The organism is Sphingobacterium sp. 18053 (genome assembly GCF_902706145.1).
GTDB lineage: Bacteria > Bacteroidota > Bacteroidia > Sphingobacteriales > Sphingobacteriaceae > Sphingobacterium > Sphingobacterium paramultivorum.
Genome location: NZ_CACSJW010000003.1, coordinates 334721 through 357142 on the forward strand (window position 1 = coordinate 334721; position 22422 = coordinate 357142).

General features: G+C 43.0%; 14 protein-coding genes. 1 reads left to right on the plus strand and 13 read right to left on the minus strand.

Translation table 11 applies throughout. The features are described from left to right. Positions 1-65: 65 nt before the first annotated feature. Positions 66-2489, minus strand: coding sequence for a mechanosensitive ion channel family protein (locus GVK91_RS08355; protein ID WP_159727872.1), 2424 nt, complete (start codon positions 2487-2489; stop codon positions 66-68). A 167-nt stretch (positions 2490-2656) separates the two neighbouring features. After that, entirely contained in the window at positions 2657-3673 is a 1017-nt protein-coding gene (locus tag GVK91_RS08360) for a zinc-binding alcohol dehydrogenase family protein (RefSeq protein ID WP_153846229.1), read from the minus strand. Positions 3674-4186: 513 nt separating this feature from the next. Here GVK91_RS08360 and GVK91_RS08365 point away from each other — a divergent pair. After that, positions 4187-5050, plus strand: coding sequence for an AraC family transcriptional regulator (locus tag GVK91_RS08365; RefSeq protein WP_159727874.1), 864 nt, complete (start codon positions 4187-4189; stop codon positions 5048-5050). A 44-nt stretch (positions 5051-5094) separates the two neighbouring features. Here the strand turns inward: GVK91_RS08365 and GVK91_RS08370 are convergent, their stop codons facing one another. From GVK91_RS08370 to GVK91_RS08420, 11 genes are all read right to left on the minus strand, one after another. After that, on the minus strand, positions 5095-7146 hold the full coding sequence (locus GVK91_RS08370; protein WP_200845566.1) for an alpha-glucuronidase: 2052 nt from the start codon (positions 7144-7146) through the stop codon (positions 5095-5097). A 23-nt stretch (positions 7147-7169) separates the two neighbouring features. After that, on the minus strand, positions 7170-8141 hold the full coding sequence (locus GVK91_RS08375; RefSeq protein WP_159727876.1) for a glycoside hydrolase family 43 protein: 972 nt from the start codon (positions 8139-8141) through the stop codon (positions 7170-7172). Next, positions 8128-9300 carry an endo-1,4-beta-xylanase gene (locus tag GVK91_RS08380; protein WP_235032817.1) on the minus strand — a complete coding sequence of 391 codons (1173 nt, stop codon included), beginning with the start codon at positions 9298-9300 and terminating at the stop codon, positions 8128-8130. The genes GVK91_RS08375 and GVK91_RS08380 overlap by 14 nt, the downstream gene beginning before the upstream one ends. Before the next feature lie 13 nt (positions 9301-9313). Continuing rightward, the gene (locus GVK91_RS08385; protein WP_153846232.1) at positions 9314-10726 is read right to left on the minus strand and encodes an MFS transporter; all 1413 of its coding nucleotides are present in this window, start codon (positions 10724-10726) and stop codon (positions 9314-9316) included. A gap of 170 nt (positions 10727-10896) precedes the next feature. Then, positions 10897-12960, minus strand: a complete 2064-nt coding sequence (locus GVK91_RS08390; RefSeq protein WP_200845567.1) for a hypothetical protein — start codon at positions 12958-12960, stop codon at positions 10897-10899. Positions 12961-13077: 117 nt separating this feature from the next. Continuing rightward, positions 13078-14979 carry a sialate O-acetylesterase gene (locus GVK91_RS08395; RefSeq protein WP_200845568.1) on the minus strand — a complete coding sequence of 634 codons (1902 nt, stop codon included), beginning with the start codon at positions 14977-14979 and terminating at the stop codon, positions 13078-13080. 11 nt (positions 14980-14990) lie between these two features. Beyond that, the gene (locus tag GVK91_RS08400; protein WP_159727882.1) at positions 14991-16367 is read right to left on the minus strand and encodes a glycoside hydrolase family 43 protein; all 1377 of its coding nucleotides are present in this window, start codon (positions 16365-16367) and stop codon (positions 14991-14993) included. A 6-nt stretch (positions 16368-16373) separates the two neighbouring features. After that, positions 16374-17933 (minus strand): glycoside hydrolase 43 family protein, encoded by a 1560-nt coding sequence (locus tag GVK91_RS08405; protein ID WP_235032819.1) that lies wholly within the window; start codon positions 17931-17933, stop codon positions 16374-16376. Between the two features lie 28 nt (positions 17934-17961). Further along, a complete protein-coding gene (locus tag GVK91_RS08410) occupies positions 17962-20418 on the minus strand; it encodes a glycoside hydrolase N-terminal domain-containing protein (RefSeq protein WP_159727884.1) in 2457 nt (818 codons plus the stop codon). Positions 20419-20538: 120 nt separating this feature from the next. Next, positions 20539-21372 carry an esterase family protein gene (locus GVK91_RS08415; RefSeq protein WP_153846235.1) on the minus strand — a complete coding sequence of 278 codons (834 nt, stop codon included), beginning with the start codon at positions 21370-21372 and terminating at the stop codon, positions 20539-20541. 70 nt (positions 21373-21442) lie between these two features. Further along, positions 21443-22405: a transketolase family protein gene (locus GVK91_RS08420; protein ID WP_153846236.1), complete on the minus strand. Its 963-nt coding sequence runs from the start codon at positions 22403-22405 to the stop codon at positions 21443-21445. Positions 22406-22422: the final 17 nt, after the last annotated feature.

Here is a 22422-nt window from a genome sequence, read left to right on the forward strand (position 1 = left end):
AAGGCGGCTTCTTTGTACTTCTTTCTTTCGACATCTTCAAGCAGAGCAACCCTAATGATTGGGTTCTACTTTTGTTCGCTATCGGTCTGATCGAGGACTATCTGTTGAATCGGCAAAGCCATATCGATACCTTCATCAGCAAAAGCTGCATAAATTTTGGTTAATAATCCGCTCTTGACACCGCCACTATCTTTGGATATTCTGACCCAAAAATAGAGTTCGACCACCACTGCCTGCGAGCTCACCTGCACAAATTGCACAGCAGTGCCACCTGAAGAAAGAATCTGCTCGTCCTCGTCCATTATTTTTTTGAGCAGCTGAGTTACCCATTCAAGGTCTACCCCATATTTTAACTCAAGTCGAATACTGAGACGTTTTTTTGCACCACCCTGGCTCCAGTTCATCACATGTGCATTGAGCAGATCCCCATTCGGCATAATCAGATCGGCCCCCTCTGCTGTCGCAATTACACTGCTGCGAAATCCGATAGATTTCACTTTTCCCGATCGCCCACCGATCTCAATTAGATCATCAACATTCACAGGCTTTTCAAAGGCAATGATCAAACCACTCACAAGATTGTTGACAAGCGTCTGCAAGCCGAAACCTATTCCTACACCCAACGCCCCTACGATAATTCCGATCTGCTGAACCGGAATCCCCAGCGCAGAAAAGGCCAGAAAAAATCCAATCACGATAATCGTGATCCGAACGAGCAAAATCCAACTTCCCAGTCTAAATTTATGCTGAGCTGCCCCTTCCTTTTTCTCCCATTGGGAGTCCGCAGCAAAATAGGAAACGATCTTCGAAAGCACCGTTGCACAGACCATAATTAATAGAAACACCGCGAGGTTATTGACGGAAAACTGATAGTTACCCAAACGGTGTTCGGTTTCCAAAAAGTCTCTCAAGGGATCTGCAAGGAACCTGAATTCGTAGAAATTTCGGCCAAAGAGCACAAACCATCCAACAATCAATACCGCATAGAAAAAAACCGGGGCTCTTTTGCCCACCCTATTATAATTGATATAAAATAATCTTCTTTCCTGCTTCTGATAGACCGAAGAAGCCAATTGCAATCCCTCATTGACCAATCGAATCACCCACAAAAACAAAATAAAAACCACGGCATTTGTCAATCCCGCCACCAAAAGCACTTTACTAAGGTTAAAACGCCCAAAAAGGTTCATTATAATGGACGCAAATTCCAGGAAAACCATAAATGCAATTGGAAAAAGTATCCAGCGTTCTTTGATCTCGTCGCGACGTTCCTTATTCAAGAGCGCCAGCAGACCGACCAGGCAGGAAAGGCTAGCAATGGCAAGAATCAACCAACGTTCCGATCGCGAAGGTTGAAGCACGAGGTTATCTAATCCGGCTAAAATAAATAGGGTCAGAATGGAAAGCCATATCGCCATCCAATACCCTGTTATTGCCGGTCTAAAAACGAGGGATAAAAAGACCGAGGCAACAGTCAATATGGTGATCGTAAACACAAAAGGTGGCGCGGGAAATATAAATTGCATGACGCACAATCCGATGATTAACCCGCTCAGAAGCGGTCGGCGCAACAACAGACTTGACTGAACCATATTTTTATCGTTGATCCTCCTGCGCAATACATAGACATAGGAAACTACGACCAGGGTTGCCAAAAAAAAGAAAAGCAGTTTTCCCAGATGCGCTCTCAAATAATAAAAATAGAGCCATTTTGCTTTCACGAATGAGAAGAAGAGGATTTCATTCATCGGTCGTTCAAACTTACTTGGGAACCAAATATTGACAAAGTTGCGAGCTATCGTTCGGTTAGAGAGCCGGTTCTGGTAATAGAGCACCTCCTCCATATCCGATTCCAGCCGTGCCAGCTCGATATTAATTTTATTCTGCAGTTCGTGGACACTGTTGATCCGCTCTGCCAATTTCAGCGTAATGGGTGAAATCTCCCTTGCGATCACCCGAATCCTCCCCATATACCGGGCAAGATTAGCAGAATCCTTGGAGATGACAAAAAGTGCGGGGTCATTGCTCAACGAGTCGAGATCCAATTGATAATTTGTGATCCTATCCTGATAACGGTCCATATCGCGTTTTAAACTCCTTACCTCTATGGAAAGTGCGTTCAAGATGTTGAAGGTCACTGTAAGGTTGCGCGATGATTGGGCAGAACCCTTGTTTTCAAAGACACCATCTTTTGCAATATCATGTAAGACGATCAGCTCCTTCAGCCCCTGGTCCACGTTCAACGAATCGAAACCTTTGCGCAGAAAGGAACGCGATTGGCTCGCCAATAACTTAATATCCTCCAATACCCGATTTTGGCGGATGGCTGCACGGTCCATTTCCAAATCCCGGACACTCCTTTTAGCCGATTCTTTAAAAAATCGTTCCGTCTTGGCGACAAATCCCTGTTGAAGAGAATCTTGCGGATTACCAAATAGCACCTTTGAAAACAGTATGATGAAGAAACACGCTAAAAATTTCCTACTCATTGCCATTGAAGTTTATTTTTTTCCTTTAGGTATTTAAATTGTACTATGAACACCTAAATGTACATATATTGCTTTAATATTGTTTCATTATCCTTCATTTAACAGCAAGATATTTTATAGTTATCTCCCCCTCAATTCGATCTTTCACAAAGCCATAGCCGTTTCGGTCAAAACGCTATCAGTAGCCTAAAAACACGTCCGGGTTCATTTAACCATGATTCCAAGGCCAATTGCGCATCTTCCACCCGAAAAACACCCGTTATCAGTTCTTCGATCGGGCAGGTTTTCATTTTCAAGTAATTCATTACAGCAGCAAAATCCCTTGCCGTAGCATTGCGCGACCCTCTGATATCAAGCTCTTTTTTGACAAAAAATTGTGTATCAAAAGGAATCGCTTCCTTTGCATACCCGATATACAGCACTCTGCCTGTATATGCAGCGGCAGCAATGGCCGCCAGGTATGTTTCCTTTCGGCCAACGGCTTCGATAACAACATCAGCTCCCATGGACTGAGTCAACACATCCAACCTCGCATGCAGATCTTCCGTAGCGCTATTAATCGTATACTTTGCACCTAATTTTTTCGCTAGTTCGAGCTTTTCAGTACTCACATCCACAGCAATGATTGTAGCCCCCCGTAATACCGCCCGAATGATCGCCCCCACCCCAATCATACCACATCCAAATACCAATACAATATCGCTGTCTGTTACCGATGCTCGGTCAACGGCGTGGAAGCCCACACTCATAGGTTCCACTAGAGCCAATTCTTTGGATGAAAGTTGTCCCCCAGCGATGATCTTTTCAACAGGTAAGACAAGATATTCGGTCATGGCGCCATCGCGCTGCACCCCCATGGTCTCGTTGTAACGGCAAGCGTTGGGCCTATTATTTTTACATGCGGTACAAACACCACAGTTGGAATACGGGTTTACTGTAACGTTTGTACCAACCTTAAGATCAGTTGTTACATTACTCCCCAATTCCACGACCGTTGCCCCAATTTCATGCCCTGGTATGACCGGCAAATTGACCAATGGATTCAACCCCCGAAAGGTATTCAGATCTGAACCGCAGAACCCAACATAATCTACCTTTACGAGGACATGCCCATCTTTAACAGTCGGCTGCGGAATATCCATGATTTCCACACGTCCTTCTTTCACTATTTTTATTGCTTTCATTTATAAATGGCATCAAGATTTAAATAACAATTGCGTTGATTATGAATTGGATCAAAGCTCATATCGGAATCGATGAGATTTCCTGTTTTGGAATCTTTACTAGTATCGTATAGTCAAAAATAATTATATAGAATGGAGAAAGGAACTACATTAGCGATAAAAACTAACACGATATCGATCCATCCCCATTATATATCACAAAACCTCTCTTTCAAAAATCTCAAATAAGGGAAGGTTATCAACGATCAGATAAATTGCTTTATGCTAAAAAGATATTTATCAGATAAGTTCAGCTACTCGTAAAGCTGTTATGAAACCATAGCCTTCAAAAAAAACAAAACTCTCGGAATAATTCCACAAAAAACATACAACGATCTCTTAGAAATGCGTTGCTTGCGCAAAAAAAACACATTATCGACAACTGTAGGTAAAAAGTGCTATTTTTTTTTGAGAAAACGAGTATTATTGTATCTGAGATTAATATAGTATGTAACTATTTTTCCGCTTCGCATAATGATAAATAACGAAAAGAATAAACTCGATTTTACACTATTGAATATTGGCTATGCGGAACATCTGGCAGATTGGAACTTTCAAAATATTAAGAGTCCCTTTGCAAGAATACATTATGTATGTGAAGGTGAGGCATCTATTATTTTAAAGGATGAAATCATTAAACTTCGACCTGGCCATCTCTATCTTACACCAGCCTATATCCATCATAGCTATGCCTGTTCAGCTAAACTCTCGCTCTATTACATCCATATCTATGAAAATCCCGAAAGAAGGTCAAGTATTTTTGATCGTTACACTTTTCCAAAGGAGATCAAATCTGATCAGCTATTGGAGACTGTCATCCAGCATCTCTATGCCTCGAATCCAGGTCGTGAGTTAAAAATTTACGATCCAAAGGGCTACGATAATTCATCAGAATTAATGAAAAACATGGCACTTCAAACGGCTTCGCCTTTCGCCAGAGCCTCCGAAAACCAAGCGATCATTCATTTGTTGATGAGCCGATTTCTAGCAGAAGCGACCAACAAAATACCACAAGTAGAAAAACGACTTCTGCGTGTACTCGATTACATAGACGAAAATATCAATCATACGATTTCAATCGAACAACTTGCCAATCTGATTTTTATCTCCAAAGATCATCTGATCCGACTTTTCAAAAAACACATGAATGCCACACCGGTACATTACATCAATCAAAAAAAAATAGAAAAAGCACAGTTGATGATGTTAATCGATGAAGACAATATCCAACAGCTGTGCTTTAAATTGGGCTTTGAAAATATATCTTATTTCAACAGACTCTTTAAAAAAATAACGGGCGAAACACCTACGATTTATAAACGTCGAATAAGCAGATAAAGCAACCCATTATGAATAAGATCTTGAAGACATTGCTTTCGTTGCTAATTATGATGCCCCATCGGCAGCTTAATTTTCTTTAACTCCTCCAAATTATGTATTGGTCGCTCCAACTCGTAAGGAATCGGCTGACGCGAAAAACACTGAAAGTACTGTAGACAAGCATCTTTCCACCAAACTGCATCTCTAGCTTGGATTCTCAGTTTAGCTTGAACAGCCAAAAAACGTGGTCGATCAATATATTTTTCCATACGATCCCAAACTTTTTGAAACTCCCTCACTTTTTGGACACCGTGGTCATAACGGAAACATAATTCGGTCCAAAGCGTATTGCCGCTATTCATTCGATAATTCCAGGAAACATGATAAAACCACAATAAAAGATTTTCCGGACAGGTGGATATATTCCCATAAATCTTGTCCAATGGTGGATTATATTGTGTTACAGCACGACTTCCATTAACCGTTCGGTCAAAGCCCAATCCCACGCTATCCGCATTATGGTAATACCATGGCATCCAGTCTGGACGTCCCCCCGGAATATCTCCCCAAGGTTCTGGGCCGTAATGATGCTCAAAAGCAAAAAGGTGATGCAGGCCTAAAGGCATCATATAATCGACTGCTGCCTCCCGTGATTCAAGCATCAGCTTCTTTATAGGTTCTACAAACTCCTGGACTCCCGTAAAAGTCATTCTTATCCACTCATCCGCTATCTGAACCGACGACAGGTTATTGTTCCAAGCCAAACGACCAAAGGCATACCAGTTGGCTTGGGCAAAATGATGCCCCGTCCAATTGGTATCCAAACCAATATTGGCGACAGCAGCGATTGCAGTTTTACGTCCCAAATGCCCCCTACTGTCGGTCAATTTTGACACCGTTTGCCCTTTCCCATTGGCATAGGTATCACTATCCAATACTTCCTTAAACAAAGGAGCCAAATAGACCAAATGATTAGAAAAGCCTAGATATTCCTGTGTCAATTGAAATTCGAGCATCTTTGCTGTATTTGGCATCGCACCCAACAAAGGATTGAATGGCTCTCGGGGCTGAAAATCTATAGGCCCATTTTTTACTTGAAGAATAACATTGTCCCGGAACTCGCCATCAAGGGGAACAAACTCTTGATAAGCCTGTTTGGCACGGTCATCTTTAGTCGGATGATAGACAAAAGCCCGCCAAAACACTATACCACCATAAGGACTTAGCGCATCGGCAAGCATATTTGCCCCATCCGCATGGGTTCTTCCGTAATCTTGCGGTCCTGGTTGTCCTTCAGAATTTGCTTTAACCAAAAATCCACCGAAATCCGGAATTAATGCATAAATTTCTTTGACTTTGGATTTCCACCAGCGCTTAACTTCCTGATTTAAGGGATCTGAATTGGTTAAACCGCCTATGTTTTGAGGTGAGGAAAAATTGATTGAGACATATACTTTAATGCCATATTTACGAAAGACATCCGCCAATGCTTTAACCTTTTTCAGATAATCCGTCTTCAAGAGATCCGACGAAGCATTCACGTTATTCAATACCGTCGCATTAATTCCTATTGAAGCATTGGCTCGTCCATATTGTTCATATCGGGGTGAAAGTTTATTCGGCAACTCCTCCCAGTTCCATAATGAATGCCCGGCATAGCCGCGTTCTATTGTCCCGTCGAGATTATCCCAGTGGTTTAAAACCCTGATATCATAGGCAGGTATTTCAACCAATCCCGAGCGGGGTATCCCTGCTCCCGTTTCCTGAAGACGTAATAAATGATAAACAGCATATAATATACCCACAGATTGGCCTGCAATCATATAAACCTGATTTTCGTGTTGGCTTATCTGATAGCCATCTTTTAAATCCTTTCGGCTAGGATCTAATTTTAAGATGACATCCCCTCCCTTCCAGTAACATTGCAGTTCCTGTTTTGCCAATGCCAAGGTTACATCGGTTGATTTTCCTTTGATAACCTGGATGGTGCCTACAGGTTTTACCTGTTTTGAAAACCGCAGCCACAATTGGCTGCCATCCTCCGACCGTAAAGTAGCGGGGAAAATAAAAAGCAACGCCAACAATAAGAAATGGAAATACATAGTATACCTCATCCGTAAAAAAACAAATACATCTTTTAAGAAGACAATCCATCTATTGGCTTAATATGACCATTCTCATCATACGTCAACTCAATAACTTTCATGCTTCTGAGCCAGGTCTTTCCTCCAGATGGAACCGAGTCGTGATAAAATAGGTACCACTTGCCCTTGAATTCCACGATGCTGTGGTGTGTGGTCCAACCAACAACAGGCGATAAGATCACCCCTTGATAAGTAAATGGTCCATAAGGATTGTCTCCGATGGCATAACAAATCAAATGGCTGTCGCCTGTAGAATAGGAAAAATAATACTTACCTTGATATTTATGCATCCAGGAAGCTTCAAAAAATCGCTTTTCCGTATCCCCATGCTTTAATGGTTTGCCCTCTTTATCTAAAATAACTAGATCCCGCGGCTGTTCCGAAAACTCCAGCATATCAGCAGACATCTTGACAACCTTAGGCGACAATGCAGTTTCATCAGATTTTGGCAATTCATTGGGCGAAACAATCTTATTATTCCGATAAAATTGGAGCTGTCCACCCCATATACCACCAAAATATAAATAATAGGAACCATCTGTATCTTTATAAGCACATGGATCAATACTGTAGCTTCCCTTAATTGGATTATCCTGCGGCACAAATGGTCCATAGGGTTGGTCTGCCATAGCGACACCCAGTCTAAAAATATCGTTTTTGTCTTTCATGGAGAAATACATATAGTACTTCCCATCTTTCTCGGCTACATCGGAATCCCAAAGCTGACGACCGGCCCAGGGAATGTTTTTTACGTCCAATACCTTTCCATGATCAACAACCGCCGCATTGATATCTTCTAGGGAAAATACATGGTAATCCTGCATATCAAAATGGTCGCCGTTATCATTTTCGGGGATGCCGCTTTCCCTATCGTGAGAGGGATAAATATAAATTTTGTTTTCAAAAACATGTGCTGAAGGATCAGCCATGTAATCTCCCGGATATAAATACTTACTTTTGTTCATTTTTCTTATTTCTTTTTTTTTTTTGAGTCAACGCAATAATATCCTTTACAAAAGGTTTGGGCTGATAATTCCGGTCAAATAACAACGGATAGTCTGTACGTCCCGGAATAGGCCAGCCATTCTTCCATGAGTCTCCATCGCCAACACCCCACAATGTCACACGTGATATTTTATCCCGATGTTTGAGATATAAATTAAAAAACGCTACATATCTCGCTCCCAACTCATTCATTTTCGCTGCAGGAAGTCCTTTTTCGTACGGATTCATCGCTTTACTGTAGGCATGACGCTCCCCTATTTCCGCTCCCATATTGGGACGTACATGCGGTAGGACCGAAATATCCATTTCCGTCACCATTACCTTCGCACCAAGCCCCGCAAATCCGAGTATGGTTTTTTCGACTTCATCGACCGATGGATTGTCCAATGCATTATGTTCCTGCATACCAATTCCAGTGACCTGCCCACCGGCAGCCTTTACCTGTTGCACCATGCGCATAATACCCTTTCTTTTTTCGGGGATAGCAGTTGAATAATCGTTATAATATAATTCTGCATTTGGATCTGCCTCATGCGCAAATTTGAAGGCCAATTCAATAAATTGCGGCCCGATGATCTGGTAGAATTTGCTTTTACGCCATTCTCCATTATCCAATATGGCCTCATTCACCACATCCCAACCAAATACCCTTCCTTTATAACGGGAAACAACGGTTTGTATATGCTTCCGCATGCGTTCGATAAGTACCTCTCGGGTGACCTCTTTCCCATTTTTATCGACAAAAAACCAAGCTGGTGTCTGCGAATGCCAAATCAGCGTATGACCGATAATTTGCATTTTATTTTTTTCTCCAAATGCGACAAAGCGGTCCGCATCCTTAAAATCGAACTCACCTTCCCTTGGTTGCAAAAACATACTTTTCATACAATTCTCGGCAACTATGGAGTTGAACTGCGTTTTGACCACCGCGACCGCTGCCTGATCGCGCTCCCATATCTGATCAAGGTTTAATGCTGTTCCTATAAAAAATTTATCCTCAAATGCATCTTTCAAGGTCAATGAATCAGGAGCCCCCTTCAGGTTCTGCAAAGTGGCTGAAGCAGCAGGACCAAATAGTAAGGCTGCTACCGCCACAAAAATAGTTTTTAACATCTTCATGGTTTATTTTTGATTAATAAGTATGTCTTGATTCTATATCTTGGTTGATTTTGTCGATCGTTATATCATCCAGTTCGTATTTGGAGATAACATACATCGCGAGCACCAAAAGTACTGCAGGAATAACAGCCACCAACCATAGAATTCCCTTTTCAGCCAATGCAGATTGGCTTACGGCATTATCTTTATCAAATTCAACATAAGTCAGTACCAATCCAGGGACGACTCCTCCCAATGCCATTCCAGCCTTATAAAAAATACCTGTCAGTGCATTGACAATGCCCGAAATACGCTTACCGGTTTTATATTCGCCATAGGATATGACTTCAGGTACAAGTGCCCACATATACCCCGTAGCAACGATTACACCAGTTGATTTGATAAACTGAGCAGCCAATACCAGTCCAATACTACTCTTGAGTGTCTCGGCGGATGAAATTATGTACAACATGAGCATTCCAAGGATAGCGACAGTCAGAAAAACATAGAACATTTGCTTCTTTCCTATTGTACGTTTGATAGCCGGCACCAATGGCATAAAAATAAAAGCAGGCAGGGAGCCCAGAGCCATAAAATAAGGCAGCATATCCGGAGCATGTACATTATAGATCATGTAGTAGGATCCTGCCGAATTACCGATGGCCATCATCGCAAATGCTGTAATGAAAAAAAAGGCCAAAATACGCAAAGGCCGATTGTGCTTAAATTCTCGCCATAGATCAGATACGTGTACATTATCAGTATCCTTTTCATCCATAATAACCCGTTCTTTTGTTTGTGAGAAACAAAAAATCAGAAGGGCCAATCCGACTAAAGCATAGATCAGCATCGTTGTAAACCAGGCTTCGGCCGAAGCTTTTGAGTTTATCTTTCCATCCGGAGCGAGATACTGTACGACCAGCGGTACGCCATACCCAACAGCCAGCCCGCCCACGTTCGCCATAAACATGCGCGTCGATGTTAGTTTTGTCACCTCGTCCGTATCTCTCGTCAAAGAAGCATTTAAAGCACCATAGGGAACATTTACTAAAGTATAAAGCATTGATAGGCCAACATAGGTAATATACGCGTAGGCCAAAGAACCCGAAAAGCCATTCCAAAAACACAGAATTGCAAACCCCGTCAATGGAATTCCTCCCAACACCAAATAAGATCTGTATTTTCCCATCCGTGGATTTCTCTTATCGACAAATGCGCCTACAATGGGATCCCACAACACATCCACGATTCGGACAATGAGAAACATGACTCCTGCCGAAGCAGCAGAAATTCCATAAACATTGGTATAAAAAATCAGGAGGTACATCGAAACAGTCTGGTAAATAAGATTCTGTGCAAGATCACCAGCGCCAAACCCCACCCGTTGTTTCATTGAAAGTTTGTAAAAACCTTTAATAGGCTTTACCTCTGTTATACTTTGATCCATATAATTGGTTATTCGATTAGTTGAATTACAAGGGTAAAACTACAAGTAGCTTTCTACCGGGAACCAATACAAATGTTTTATATTCCAATAAAAATGTTTAAAAAAGGCTGTCCATTTTCATTGGACAGCCTTTTTCTACATGTTTGTAAAACCGCTTACCGGCTAACGATTCAATTCTTTACATACTTTACAAGATAGCTTTTGGTTTGCCCTTTGTAAACACAATCAATCTGTGCGTAATCGGTAAACGAGCTTCCTTGTTTAATTTTGATCTCAACTTCAGGGTTATTTGCCATAGCCTTCACCACAGGTATCTTCTTGTCGTTGGTTTCCATTGGAAAAGTAACTTCATAATGGTTGTAACCAACGATGCCGTTCTCATCGGTAGATCGCACAGGAATCGAAGGCAACATTAGTTTTTTGCCATTCACTGTAATCGTAACCGAAGGCGGTACCGGACGTTCAATTTTTTTGTCTTTCGAACTAAATCCCAATCCTATAAAATCAAAAAGCGGCTTGCCCTCTTCACCCTCAGCGACCAGAAACAAAGCATGTTTGCCATCCAAGTGATCGACATAATTAGAAACATCGACCGTAAATTGCTTTACTGTTGTCGCCGTATTTGCGGGAACTGTTATTTGAGCAATACGCTTTCCTTTCCAGGTTTCATTATCCCAAGGGCTATCCAGCCACACATTGACCTTAAATGAAGCTTGTGTTTTTGGTGTAATAAACAGATTGAAGGTCGTACGATTTCCTTTTTTTGTTCCCTCAAACGCCTTTAATCCAAATTTATCCTGTTTCAGGCCACCAAATCCAAAATATTTAAAACCTGCGATAGTTCCATTTTTCATATTTGTCACAGGCATATGGTTATCCCATACGTCCCATGAATCCTGTTGTAAACTGATATCTGAAAGATAACAGGCATATCCAGCCGAGTAATACCGATAGGGGTCTAATCCATAGAAATGGAATCCTTCCGATGTCACCTCTGCACCTTTATATTCTTTTCCCTGCTTATCTTTGATGGTTAAATTTTCTTGAAATGGGTCAAAAGCTCGGATAGCAACCATCCCACCATCTTTTACGCTTTTTTCATCCCACGAAACTCTGATAGGTTCTACTACCGCTTGACGTGCAAAGCCAAATCCGCGTGGCGGTCTATGGTAAAATACGTACCATTGTCCATTGATCAATTCGATACTGCCATGGGTATTATGCCCCGCATTGCTGGTTTCGATAGCCGATCCGTCTTTATTTAATACTGGAGCACGCGAATCGACCAAAACACCACCACTCTTCCAAGGCCCCAATGGCGAATCTGCCACCGCGTACCGCAAGGTTGAATTTGAGCTCCCTACCCCATATTCAGGACCTGAATACCCACTGTATACCGAAACATATTTGTTGCCGACTTTACGAATTGATGAAGCTTCAAAAAAATTAAAAGTTCCTAAATCCTCGCCCTTAAAAATATTAGGATAGGCGGTACCTTTTGGATCACGCAATTCACCATATCGTGCACTTGCTGGCAATAGATAATTAATAATTTCGGTACCTGGTCGTAGCGAATACATCGTTTTCTGATCTAACTGTGCCGCCATCGAGCGTTGAAAACCCCAAAAACCGTATGCCCGGAATCCAATTTCATAATCAGGATCTTTGGGATCCGTCACATATTCAATGTAAACGGCCGGATCAAACCCTAAGATACTTCCGGGCAAAGTACGCTTACCGTCTTCCGTGAGGTTTATAGGTTTAAAGGGGCCATTCGGTCGATCGCCTTTGACTACCATTGCTTCACGTTTATCTCCTCTGCTGTGTGGAAACAAGTAGTATTCTTTTTTTCCATCTTTACGTTTGACCTCTACAAGATCTGGGGCATACATCACATCCCATTTTCCATCAATCGGATAGCTAAAAATAGCACCCTCGTCTCGCCAGCTCGTTAAGTTTTCAATCGGCGCTGACCACATCCGAATGTCAGGCCCACAATAACTCGTAAAACGTAAATCATGGGAACCAATGATATATGCGCGATATTTCCCTGGCTGGTCAGGATCTTCAAAAACACGGGGTTCACCATCAGGGAGATGCTCCCAAAGTGGTAGGTATGGATTACCTATAGACTGGTGCACAAACCCCTTACTGAGATCCTTCACCATATTTTGCTGCTGCCCCAACGCCCGTGTTGTTGATAAAATTCCCGTAACGGATAATAACAATATCATTGTCCGTTTTTTTAAAACAATATTTAGTCCCTTCATAAATTGATTATATTAATTACTTAAATTGCTGAATTATATTTTACACTATTCAATTGATTTTTTTGCTTCGAACTACTCATGCTACCAATTATCGGTACGAAATGGCCCAGCTAGCATTCCTTCCTTGTTGACTAGATTTGCATCTTCGGGATTATTGCTCCATGCATAGCGGACTGCCTGTGGATTGCTGATCTTTGGATGACTCAATACAACCTCATTCCCACGTATAATTGCATTCGCCCATACAAATTTTCGGTCTGAACCTGCAATCGCAAAATGTTGCAATTTTTTACCATGACCGATAGCCAGTCCCTTTCCAATTTCGTTGAATGAAACGACAACTTGATTTCCATCGGTCCGCATATGTTTAAACCGTGGGCCGGAAGCGACTACTTGTTCGCCATACAACATCTTACGCGCGCATAGAAATAATCGCTTTGCCATATCCTTCTTATTTAGCGGATGTATATCGTTCCACTCACCAAGATCATAAGTCACGGCAAGCGCTGTTAAAGGAACCTCTTTGCTAACCTCAAATTGAGCCTCCCTGATCCTTGCCCAGTTAGACTCCGTTGGTAACGTATCTTTGGCCATAAAGTTGGGCAGCTGCACCATCAAAAAAGGAAGCTGAGGCTGACCAAATTGCGCGCGCCAATTACTGATCAAACTAGTAAGATAGCTTTGATAATAGGATGGATCACCCGCATTTGCTTCCCCTTGATACCAGAGAACACCTTTTATTCCATAGCCGCGCAATGGATAGATCATTCCGTTATACAGGCCTGAACCAACCTGCCCCAAATGCCGCAGGCGGCTTTTATACTTTTCAACTTCTTCCTGGTCGATCGCAATTTGCCAACGCCATTCGCCTGCAAGATCAATACATACATCGTCCAATCTAATCTTATAGGATTTATCGGGTGTAAATCCGCCATCCCCTCCATCCGATCGCAGGCGCACGGTTAAATTATTTCTTCCTGCATGAAGTATCCCTGCAGGAATATCGTAAATCCGCGGCGGGTAACGGTAGGCAGTAGAACCTACAAAATGACCATTGACATACACCGAATCGCTATCGATCGAAGTCCCCAAATACAACTTGGCATGCCGCCCTTCTTTAGCTTCCGGAACAGTGAAATTCTTACGGTAATAACGTACCCCTTTAGTAGTTCGCTGCGCTTTTTCCCAGTATTCAGGCACCAGCACCGTTGGCCAATCCGAATCGTTATATTCTTCTTCCGTCCAATAATCCGCTCCCAGATCTCTTTCGGCCAACCGAAGGCTATCGACAGCATGTTGATCTAGCAACAATTCGGGAAACTTTTTCAGATATTTCTGATCAATCCAGCGCTCTATTCCTGATCCGCCGAGACTAGATACGATCATTCCGACAGGAATACCATTATGCCGATAGGACTCCATAGCATAAAAATAGGCCAATGCCGTCCAATTCATAACATCAGAGGCGATTCCCGAATGCCATCGTTCACCAGAAGGTATATCTTCCTGTCTATCCACTATACTATTTTGTGTCGGCACCTTGAAATAACGGATCATATGATTATTCGATTCATTTATTTCAGGAAAACGTTCGACAAGCCGCTTAATCGGTGTCTCCATGTTGGACTGGCCCGAACAGAGCCAGACATCGCCAATTAACACATCCCGAATAACAATGTCATTGATCTCCATGAGATAAGGACCACCGTAATGCTGTGGCGGGATATGCACAGACCACTTACCATCCCTCCCTGCTTCTGTATAATAGTATGCACCTCTAAAACGAAGAGTAATCTTTTCGCCTTTCGCTGCCCATCCCCAAATATTGAGATCGATATCCCGCTGTAGAACCATCTGGTCCCCCAGGATTGCTGGCAACCGTACACTGGCAGCACATGGTAGTAGTCCGAGAAGCCAAACAGTAACCAGCGTTAGACGACTAAAAGATGAAAAACAAAAGAAATTTTCTATTCTAAAAAACATATTCTACCACTTTACCTTCCAAATTTCCAACAATCGAAAAACAGAATATTCGACGGAGCCTTGCCTTTAAAAACAAAGTATAAATCATGTATTCCCTTCACTTTATCGGCTAGTACGGTCTCCACTGTAGTCCACCGGTCATCGCCCCCTGTCATAGGAACTTGTATGGTAGCTAATAAAGCCCCGTCGATCGCTCCCGAACGAACCTCCATGCTGACTCCACCGTTATGTGTTGTTCCCACCCGTGCAAAAAAAGTGCGGGCACCTTTCTCACCAAAGTCAACATTTTTCACACAGGTATAAGCTCCATCTTTCCTTGCCTTTATAAAAACACCTACTTTTTCACGCTGATAGGATTTAACATGCTCGGACCAAGCAATCATTTCGGCCTGATGAAGTTCGTAAGGGTTTACGTTTGCTAGCCCCTGAGTAATTCCTGCAGTCATTTTCATCGGCGGGATACTGCCGTCTGGATTAAAGTTTAATTCCTGAACAGCAACAGAGCGCGTGAAACCTCCCCCGCCGGGTAAAGCTCCATTGTGATAAAAGAAATAGGTCTTCCCTTTAAAATCGACAACACCAGGATGGTTTGTAAATGCTTTTCCTTCGGCTGACATAACTACACCACCATACTTCCAGGGTCCTTCGGCTTTTTTGCTGGTCGAATACCCAATAACTTCAGGTAAAGGGCCTCCCGGCCAAAAAAGATAATACAAGCTGTTTCTTTTGTACAACCAGGGACCTTCCTCGTAGGTTGTAGGTCGTTTCGGATCTCCCGCTCTTTTTCCAAATGATGCTGCTGTCATCGGAACCTCAACGATATCACCCGCATAAGAGATCATATCTTCATTCAGCCTGACATATTTCAGCTGAGGATTCCCCCAGTACATATGTGCCTCACCATCGTCATCAATAAACACAGTCGGATCGATATCGCCCCATTCACTCTGTAGTAATGGTTTTCCCAAGGGATCATGAAAAGGTCCCAACGGACTATCAGCAACTGCAACACCGATCGCACCACGATTGTTGAGTTTAGAAATAACAGGCACATATAGATAAAATTTACCATTCTTTTCAACACATTGCGCCGCCCAAGCATCCCCTTTTGCCCATTCAAAATCTGTATAAGAGAGAATCGCACCATGGTCGGTCCAGTTCACCATGTCATTGGTTGAATACACCCGCCAATTGTTCATATTAAACCAGGTGGATTCTTCTTCATCCTGCGTGGTATAAAGATAAAGACGGTTATTATACACTAATGGTGCCGGATCCGCCGTATAGGATGTCTGTACGATCGGATTTTGTGCTTTTAACGTATTTATTGAAGGCAAAAACAGGAATTGGAATCCAAACAGAAATAACGTAAAAAATTGTTTTCTCATATCATCTTAATTTATGGTTAAATGGAAGTAATCAAAATCTACGTAGCCACTAGCCTCTTTACTTGCATAGTTAAAAAGTCCGAACCGATACCCCATAAAATGAGGAATGGTGTAACTCATTTTTAGCACGTTACCTATCATCTTCCAATGGTGTCCATCGGTGCTATAAAAAAATTGGGCCGTATCTTTTTTGTTTGAAAAATCGCAGTTTGCTTTAAGAAATATACGCTGCTGTTTGAGATTGATCTTCGCCAGTTCTTGTGGCGCCCCCGTCATCGCATTAATCATTACCAACGATTTTGTATTTCCTTCCATCCGGACTCCTACTAAACCATAGTTTTTTTGCAATAGCGATATTCCCGCAAAATCACCATCTTTCATGTTAGAAACCTCTATAGCAATAGCGGCGCTGCAGCTCGGGCCGATGGTGCGTTGCGTCAATGTATTTTTAGCTGAAAGAAAGTCATCAGTAAGGTCGCCGGTTCGCAGTCTCAAAAAGCCACTGCGTTCGGTCACTGACCAAAGATCAACAACTGGGTTATGGTTCCATTGCCATGCCAGGGGAAGGGCGGCTTGTCCGGCTTCCCGGTCAAAATCATCCGAGTCAACAATTCCGGGGCTTAAGCTTTTATTTGCGGGAAGATCCAATGTGGCCGGGACTTTTCCGTCAATACCAAGCACTGGCCATCCATCTTCCCATTTGACAGGAACCAAAAATGGAATTCGGCCTACAGCACCATAATCCTGAAAAAGATAAGCATACCATTTTCCGTTGGGCATATCAATCAGACCTCCCTGTGCCACACCCTGATCCTGCAAAACCACTTTCCCCTCATACGAACCTTCCAATTGGCTCGCCCGATGTACAATCACCGTGCGCATTCCTCCCGCTGGCCATGAAATATTAAAAAGATAATACATACCATTGATCTTAAACATTTGGGATCCTTCAGCAGGTAAACCGGCTTTGCCTTCTTTAGGCTTGGCGGGTAAAGAGGCATCGTCTATCAATACGCGTTGTGTTCCTGCTTTAACACCTGAAAAATCAGGCAATAATTCAGCAATATAGATACGTCCCCCACCCCAGATCATATATATTTTCCCCCCGTCAAAGAATAAGCTATGATCGTGCATCATCGGCTGAAATTCTTTCGAAACCCAGGGGCCATGTTCAATATCTGCTGTGTGGTAGACATGCGTTTTTCCTGTATTGGCCGAAAATGTACTGACATAGTACCGCCCCTCATGAAAGCGCAAACTGCTTGCCCAGGAGCCGTGCCCATACGCATTTTTATGGTTTGACAGATTGAGTTCATCCTGATCGCCAAGACGATCGTACGCATAATTAATCAACGTCCAATTGACCAGGTCTTTGGACTTCATAATCGGGACACCGGGGTTCATGTGCATGGTCGTACTGCTCATATAATAGGTATCACCGACGCGTATCATGGACATATCGGGCACGTCAGCAAAGATGATTGGATTATGGGCTTGCTGCGCCAATGCTCCCAAAAACGGGATCATTAAGGAGAAGACAAAAGCGCCGATTTTCATTCTTAACATATTGACAGGATTTATTAGTCGCATTAATTTAGTAAGCCTTAAATGTATAATGTTTTCCAGGCAAGGTTTGTACATCGTATTCATAATAGCTTGGTAATTCAATTCCTTTCAGCTGTGAATCTGCAGATTGAATACTTACTGGTGTTATTACAGGAGCTAAAAGGGTATTAGTCTGATCGCCTCTTGCGATTTGAAGTTCAGATCCTTTCAATGGCGAAGCTGTCCGTAGCCGCAAATTACCGCCTAAAGGTGAAAAGACCATTGCCTCCTTTATCTTCCCTTTTTTCCATTGCATTTCAATTTCAAATCCACCGCGCGCCTTGATACCCTTTACCCAACCCTCTTTCCATTGATCGGGAATCGCTGGCAGCAGATGCACAGCGCCATCGTGGCTTTGGACCAGCATCTCCGCAATACCCGCTGTTAAGCCAAAATTACCGTCAATCTGAAATGGAGGATGTGCCGTAAAAAGATTTGGATAGGTACGTCCATCGGGATGGTTTTCATCGGAAATGCTCAGCATTTTCTTTATAATTTCGTAGGCATGGTTTCCATCCAATAAACGGGCCCATAAATTTATTTTCCATCCAATTGACCATCCCGTCGCAAAATCACCTCGATATATCAATGAATTACGTGCAGCCTCAAACAATTTAGGCGTGCGGAACGGTGAAATTTGACTACCTGGAAACAATCCGTATAAATGGGATACATGCCGGTGTCGATTTTGAGGATCATCCACATCTTCCAGCCATTCTTGTAACTGATTAAATCGACCGATATGCATTGGTGGAATCCGCCGTGCCGTTGCCAGCAATGTATCCCTATACATTGCATCAACATCCAGCGCTTCTGCCGCCAAAGCGGTACGGGTAAGCATGTCGTAGCATAGTTGATTATCCATGGTCACGCCTGCCGCAAGTGGCCCTTGCTCGGGCGAAATTGAGGGACTCAGGACGAGCCATTTTTCAGCTGGATAACCGCGATGCACGACAAGCGCAGACAAAAGAAAGTCGCAAGCTCCCTTCATAACCGGGTAAAGTTGCCTCAAAAACTCTTTATCTCCCGTAAAAAGATAATGCTCCCAAAGATGTTGGGACAACCACAGCCCCCCACTTGGCCACATTCCGGCAGCCGCAAAATCAATCGGACTCGTCACGCGCCAGATATCGGTATTATGATGGGCCACCCAGCCACGCGCATGGTACAATGTCTTCGCGGTTTCTTCACCACGTTCACTGAGTTCTTTGATCATGGAAAATAACGGCTGAAGCGTACTGGAAAGGTTGGTGACCTCAGCAGGCCAGTAGTTCATTTCGGTATTTATATTGATTGTATATTTACTGTCCCATGCTGGTTGCATGGATCGGTTCCAGATTCCTTGTAGATTAGCAGGCTGGCCACCCTCTTGTGATGAGCAGATGAGCAAATAGCGCCCAAATTGAGCCAACAAGGTCACTAAGGCCGGATCCTGTGTACGGGCAAAGTCTGCAATACGCGCGGACAGCGGCAACTGTTGTTCGCTATTGGCATCCCCCAAATGCAGCTGGAATCGATTAAACTGTCTGCTGTAAGCAAGGGTATGCTGGTGTGAAGCCTGCTGATAGTCTTTGTCCATGGCCTTTTCCAATCTTTCTGCAGCCAGCTTATAGGGATCAGCTCCCAGTTGTTTATAATTTTGAAAATTACTCGCAATTGAAATATAAAGACAAACGGAACTTGCATCTTTTATATCAATCGATTCCTCTTTCACGACAAGCTGTCCATCGGTATGCTTTACTCCCGTATGAATCTGATAAACAACCTGCCCTTTAATACCCTCGTGATCGGATCCTCGTCCTTCTAAAATAAGCTTATCACCGGTTTTGTAAATAGTATGCTTCGACTCATTCTCATAAGTTAATGTGAAATTGAGTTTCCCCTTCTTGCTCGACTTTATTTTCATAACAATGGCATCATCAGCAAACGAAGTAAAAACTTCTCTGGTAAATGTTACCCCATCTACTGTATAACGCGACAACGCAACTGCCCGTTCAATATCCAGTTCGCGATAATAGTGCCGGTACCGTTCATGCCCAGGGAATCGCAGCAGAATATTTCCTGCCGTTTGATAGGGCATGCCATGTGTCTTAGTGAAGAAGGTTTCATTTGCAAGCTTATCGGCTTCAGCTGGTTTCCCATCGAATATATAATTCTGAATAGTTTTTAATGCCGCGCCGCCTTTCTTATTATCGTTGCGATAAGGACCTCCCGCCCAAATTGTTTCCTCATTAAGCTGCATACGCTCACAAGATGGAATTCCATAAACCATCGCGCCCAACCGACCATTTCCAAGCGGTAAAGCTTGTTCCCATACCTTTTCGTCTGCAGGCCGATCATACCATAGGGTCAATGCCGATCGCTTTTGGGCAAACAACACTGTAGTATGCAGTGACAAGATCGCAATGAATAGGCTTATGTACTTCCAAATAAATTTTTCAATCATTTTTCTTGATAGTATTTTTTGCAGTTTCGGAATTAATTCCCAGAGCTAACAAACTCATTTTAAGAACGGCCAAGGCAAACCTTCGAATTGTTTATTGCTATTATCAAATTAGTAAGGCCTTTATTTCTTATCCTTAAATAGCAATTGCGAAACATTATAGAGATCATTTCTCCATACATTGAAATCATGCCCGCCCGACTCCAGATAGTAAATATGAGGCACCCCATGTTCCGAAAGGTACTCATGTGTGCGCTTACTTATATTGAGCAAACCATCCTGGTCACCACAGGAGATCCACAGCAGTTTTAATTTATCTTTAGCTTCTTTCGGAACAGGCAGTAATTCCTGTGGCATCTTGGTATTGGGCGCGGAGGAAAAGCCGCCCACCCAGGCAAAAGTATCGATATGGCCAAGTCCAAAATTCAGGGCCTGTCCACCGCCCATAGACAATCCAAAAATCGCGCGGTGCTCGCGATCCTTGATAACGGGAAACTGCTTTTCAACAAATGGAATCAGGTCATCGAGCAGATCTTTTTCAAAAGTTGAAAACGCCGCTACCCGATCCGGTGCCATCACATTTCCACCAGCACGGTCATCTTCCATGGCGCGGCCATTGGGCATAATCACCAACATAGGTTCCATTTTTCCTTCTGCATACAGGTTATCAAAAATAACCTGAGGATTTCCATGTCTGAACCATTCCCGTTCATCACCGCCAATTCCGTGCAAGAGATATAATACGGGATATTTTTTTGCGGCACTGTATCCCGGCGGGGTATATAGCAGTGCTTTCCTCTTAACTCCTACAGTTTTTGAAGGATAAACAAGGGAATCTATTTTCCCAGTTGATGTCAATTTTCGCTCAACATCAAATCCCTGTGGGGCAGTCTGCTGCGCCTGGGCCACTAGGCTGGCGGAAAAAACGCACAACATGGTGCAGATCATCTTTTTCATATTATAATTGGTTTAATAGCAAATAGATAGCGAGGCTATCACCCATGACGGGACAACAGCCCAATTTCAACTAAATCACCACTTTCCTTTTGAGTACTCTTAATACCGCAGCTACAATAGCATCGGCGTTTAAGCCATATTTATCCATCAGCGCACTTGGCGGTCCCGATTCACCGAAGCTGTCGTTTACAGCCACATATTCCTGCGGAGTAGGCATTTTTTTTGCCAACAGTTGCGCTACACTATCTCCTAGTCCACCGATACGATTATGCTCTTCGGCTGTAACAACACAGCCCGTTTTAGCGACAGAAGTCAGTACGGCTTTCTCATCTAGTGGCTTGATGGTATGGATATTAATGATTTCGGCATCAATACCTAATGTTTCCAATTCTTCCCCGGCACATATGGCTTCCCAGACGAGATGTCCAGTTGCCAAAATAGTCACAGTTGTACCCGGATTGAGCATCAGGGCTTCGCCGATCACAAATTCCTGATCTTCCGGGGTGAAAACCGGCACCACGGGTCGTCCAAACCGCAGGTAGACTGGCCCCTTGTGTTTGGCAGCAGCTAGCGTTGCAGCCTTCGTCTGATTATAATCGCAAGGATTGATAACCGTCATCCCTGGAAGCATTTTCATCAATCCAATATCTTCCAATATCTGATGGGTCGCCCCATCTTCACCCAACGTAAGGCCGGCATGCGAAGCCGCTATTTTCACATTTTTATCCGAATAGGCAATAGATTGACGAATCTGATCGTATACCCGACCCGTTGAAAAATTGGCAAATGTACCAGTAAAAGGTATTTTTCCACCGATGGTAAGTCCAGCTGCAATACCCATCATATTTGCTTCGGCAATGCCGATCTGAAAAAAACGTTCCGGAAAGGCCTTGATGAAATCGTTCATTTTGAGCGAACCGATCAGGTCTGCACAGAGTGCAACCACATTTTCATCTTCCTTTCCTGCTTCCAGCAAACCGGCACCAAATCCAGAACGTGTGTCTTTTGATTCTGTATATGTATATTTTTTCATGTTAATCTATTTCAAAA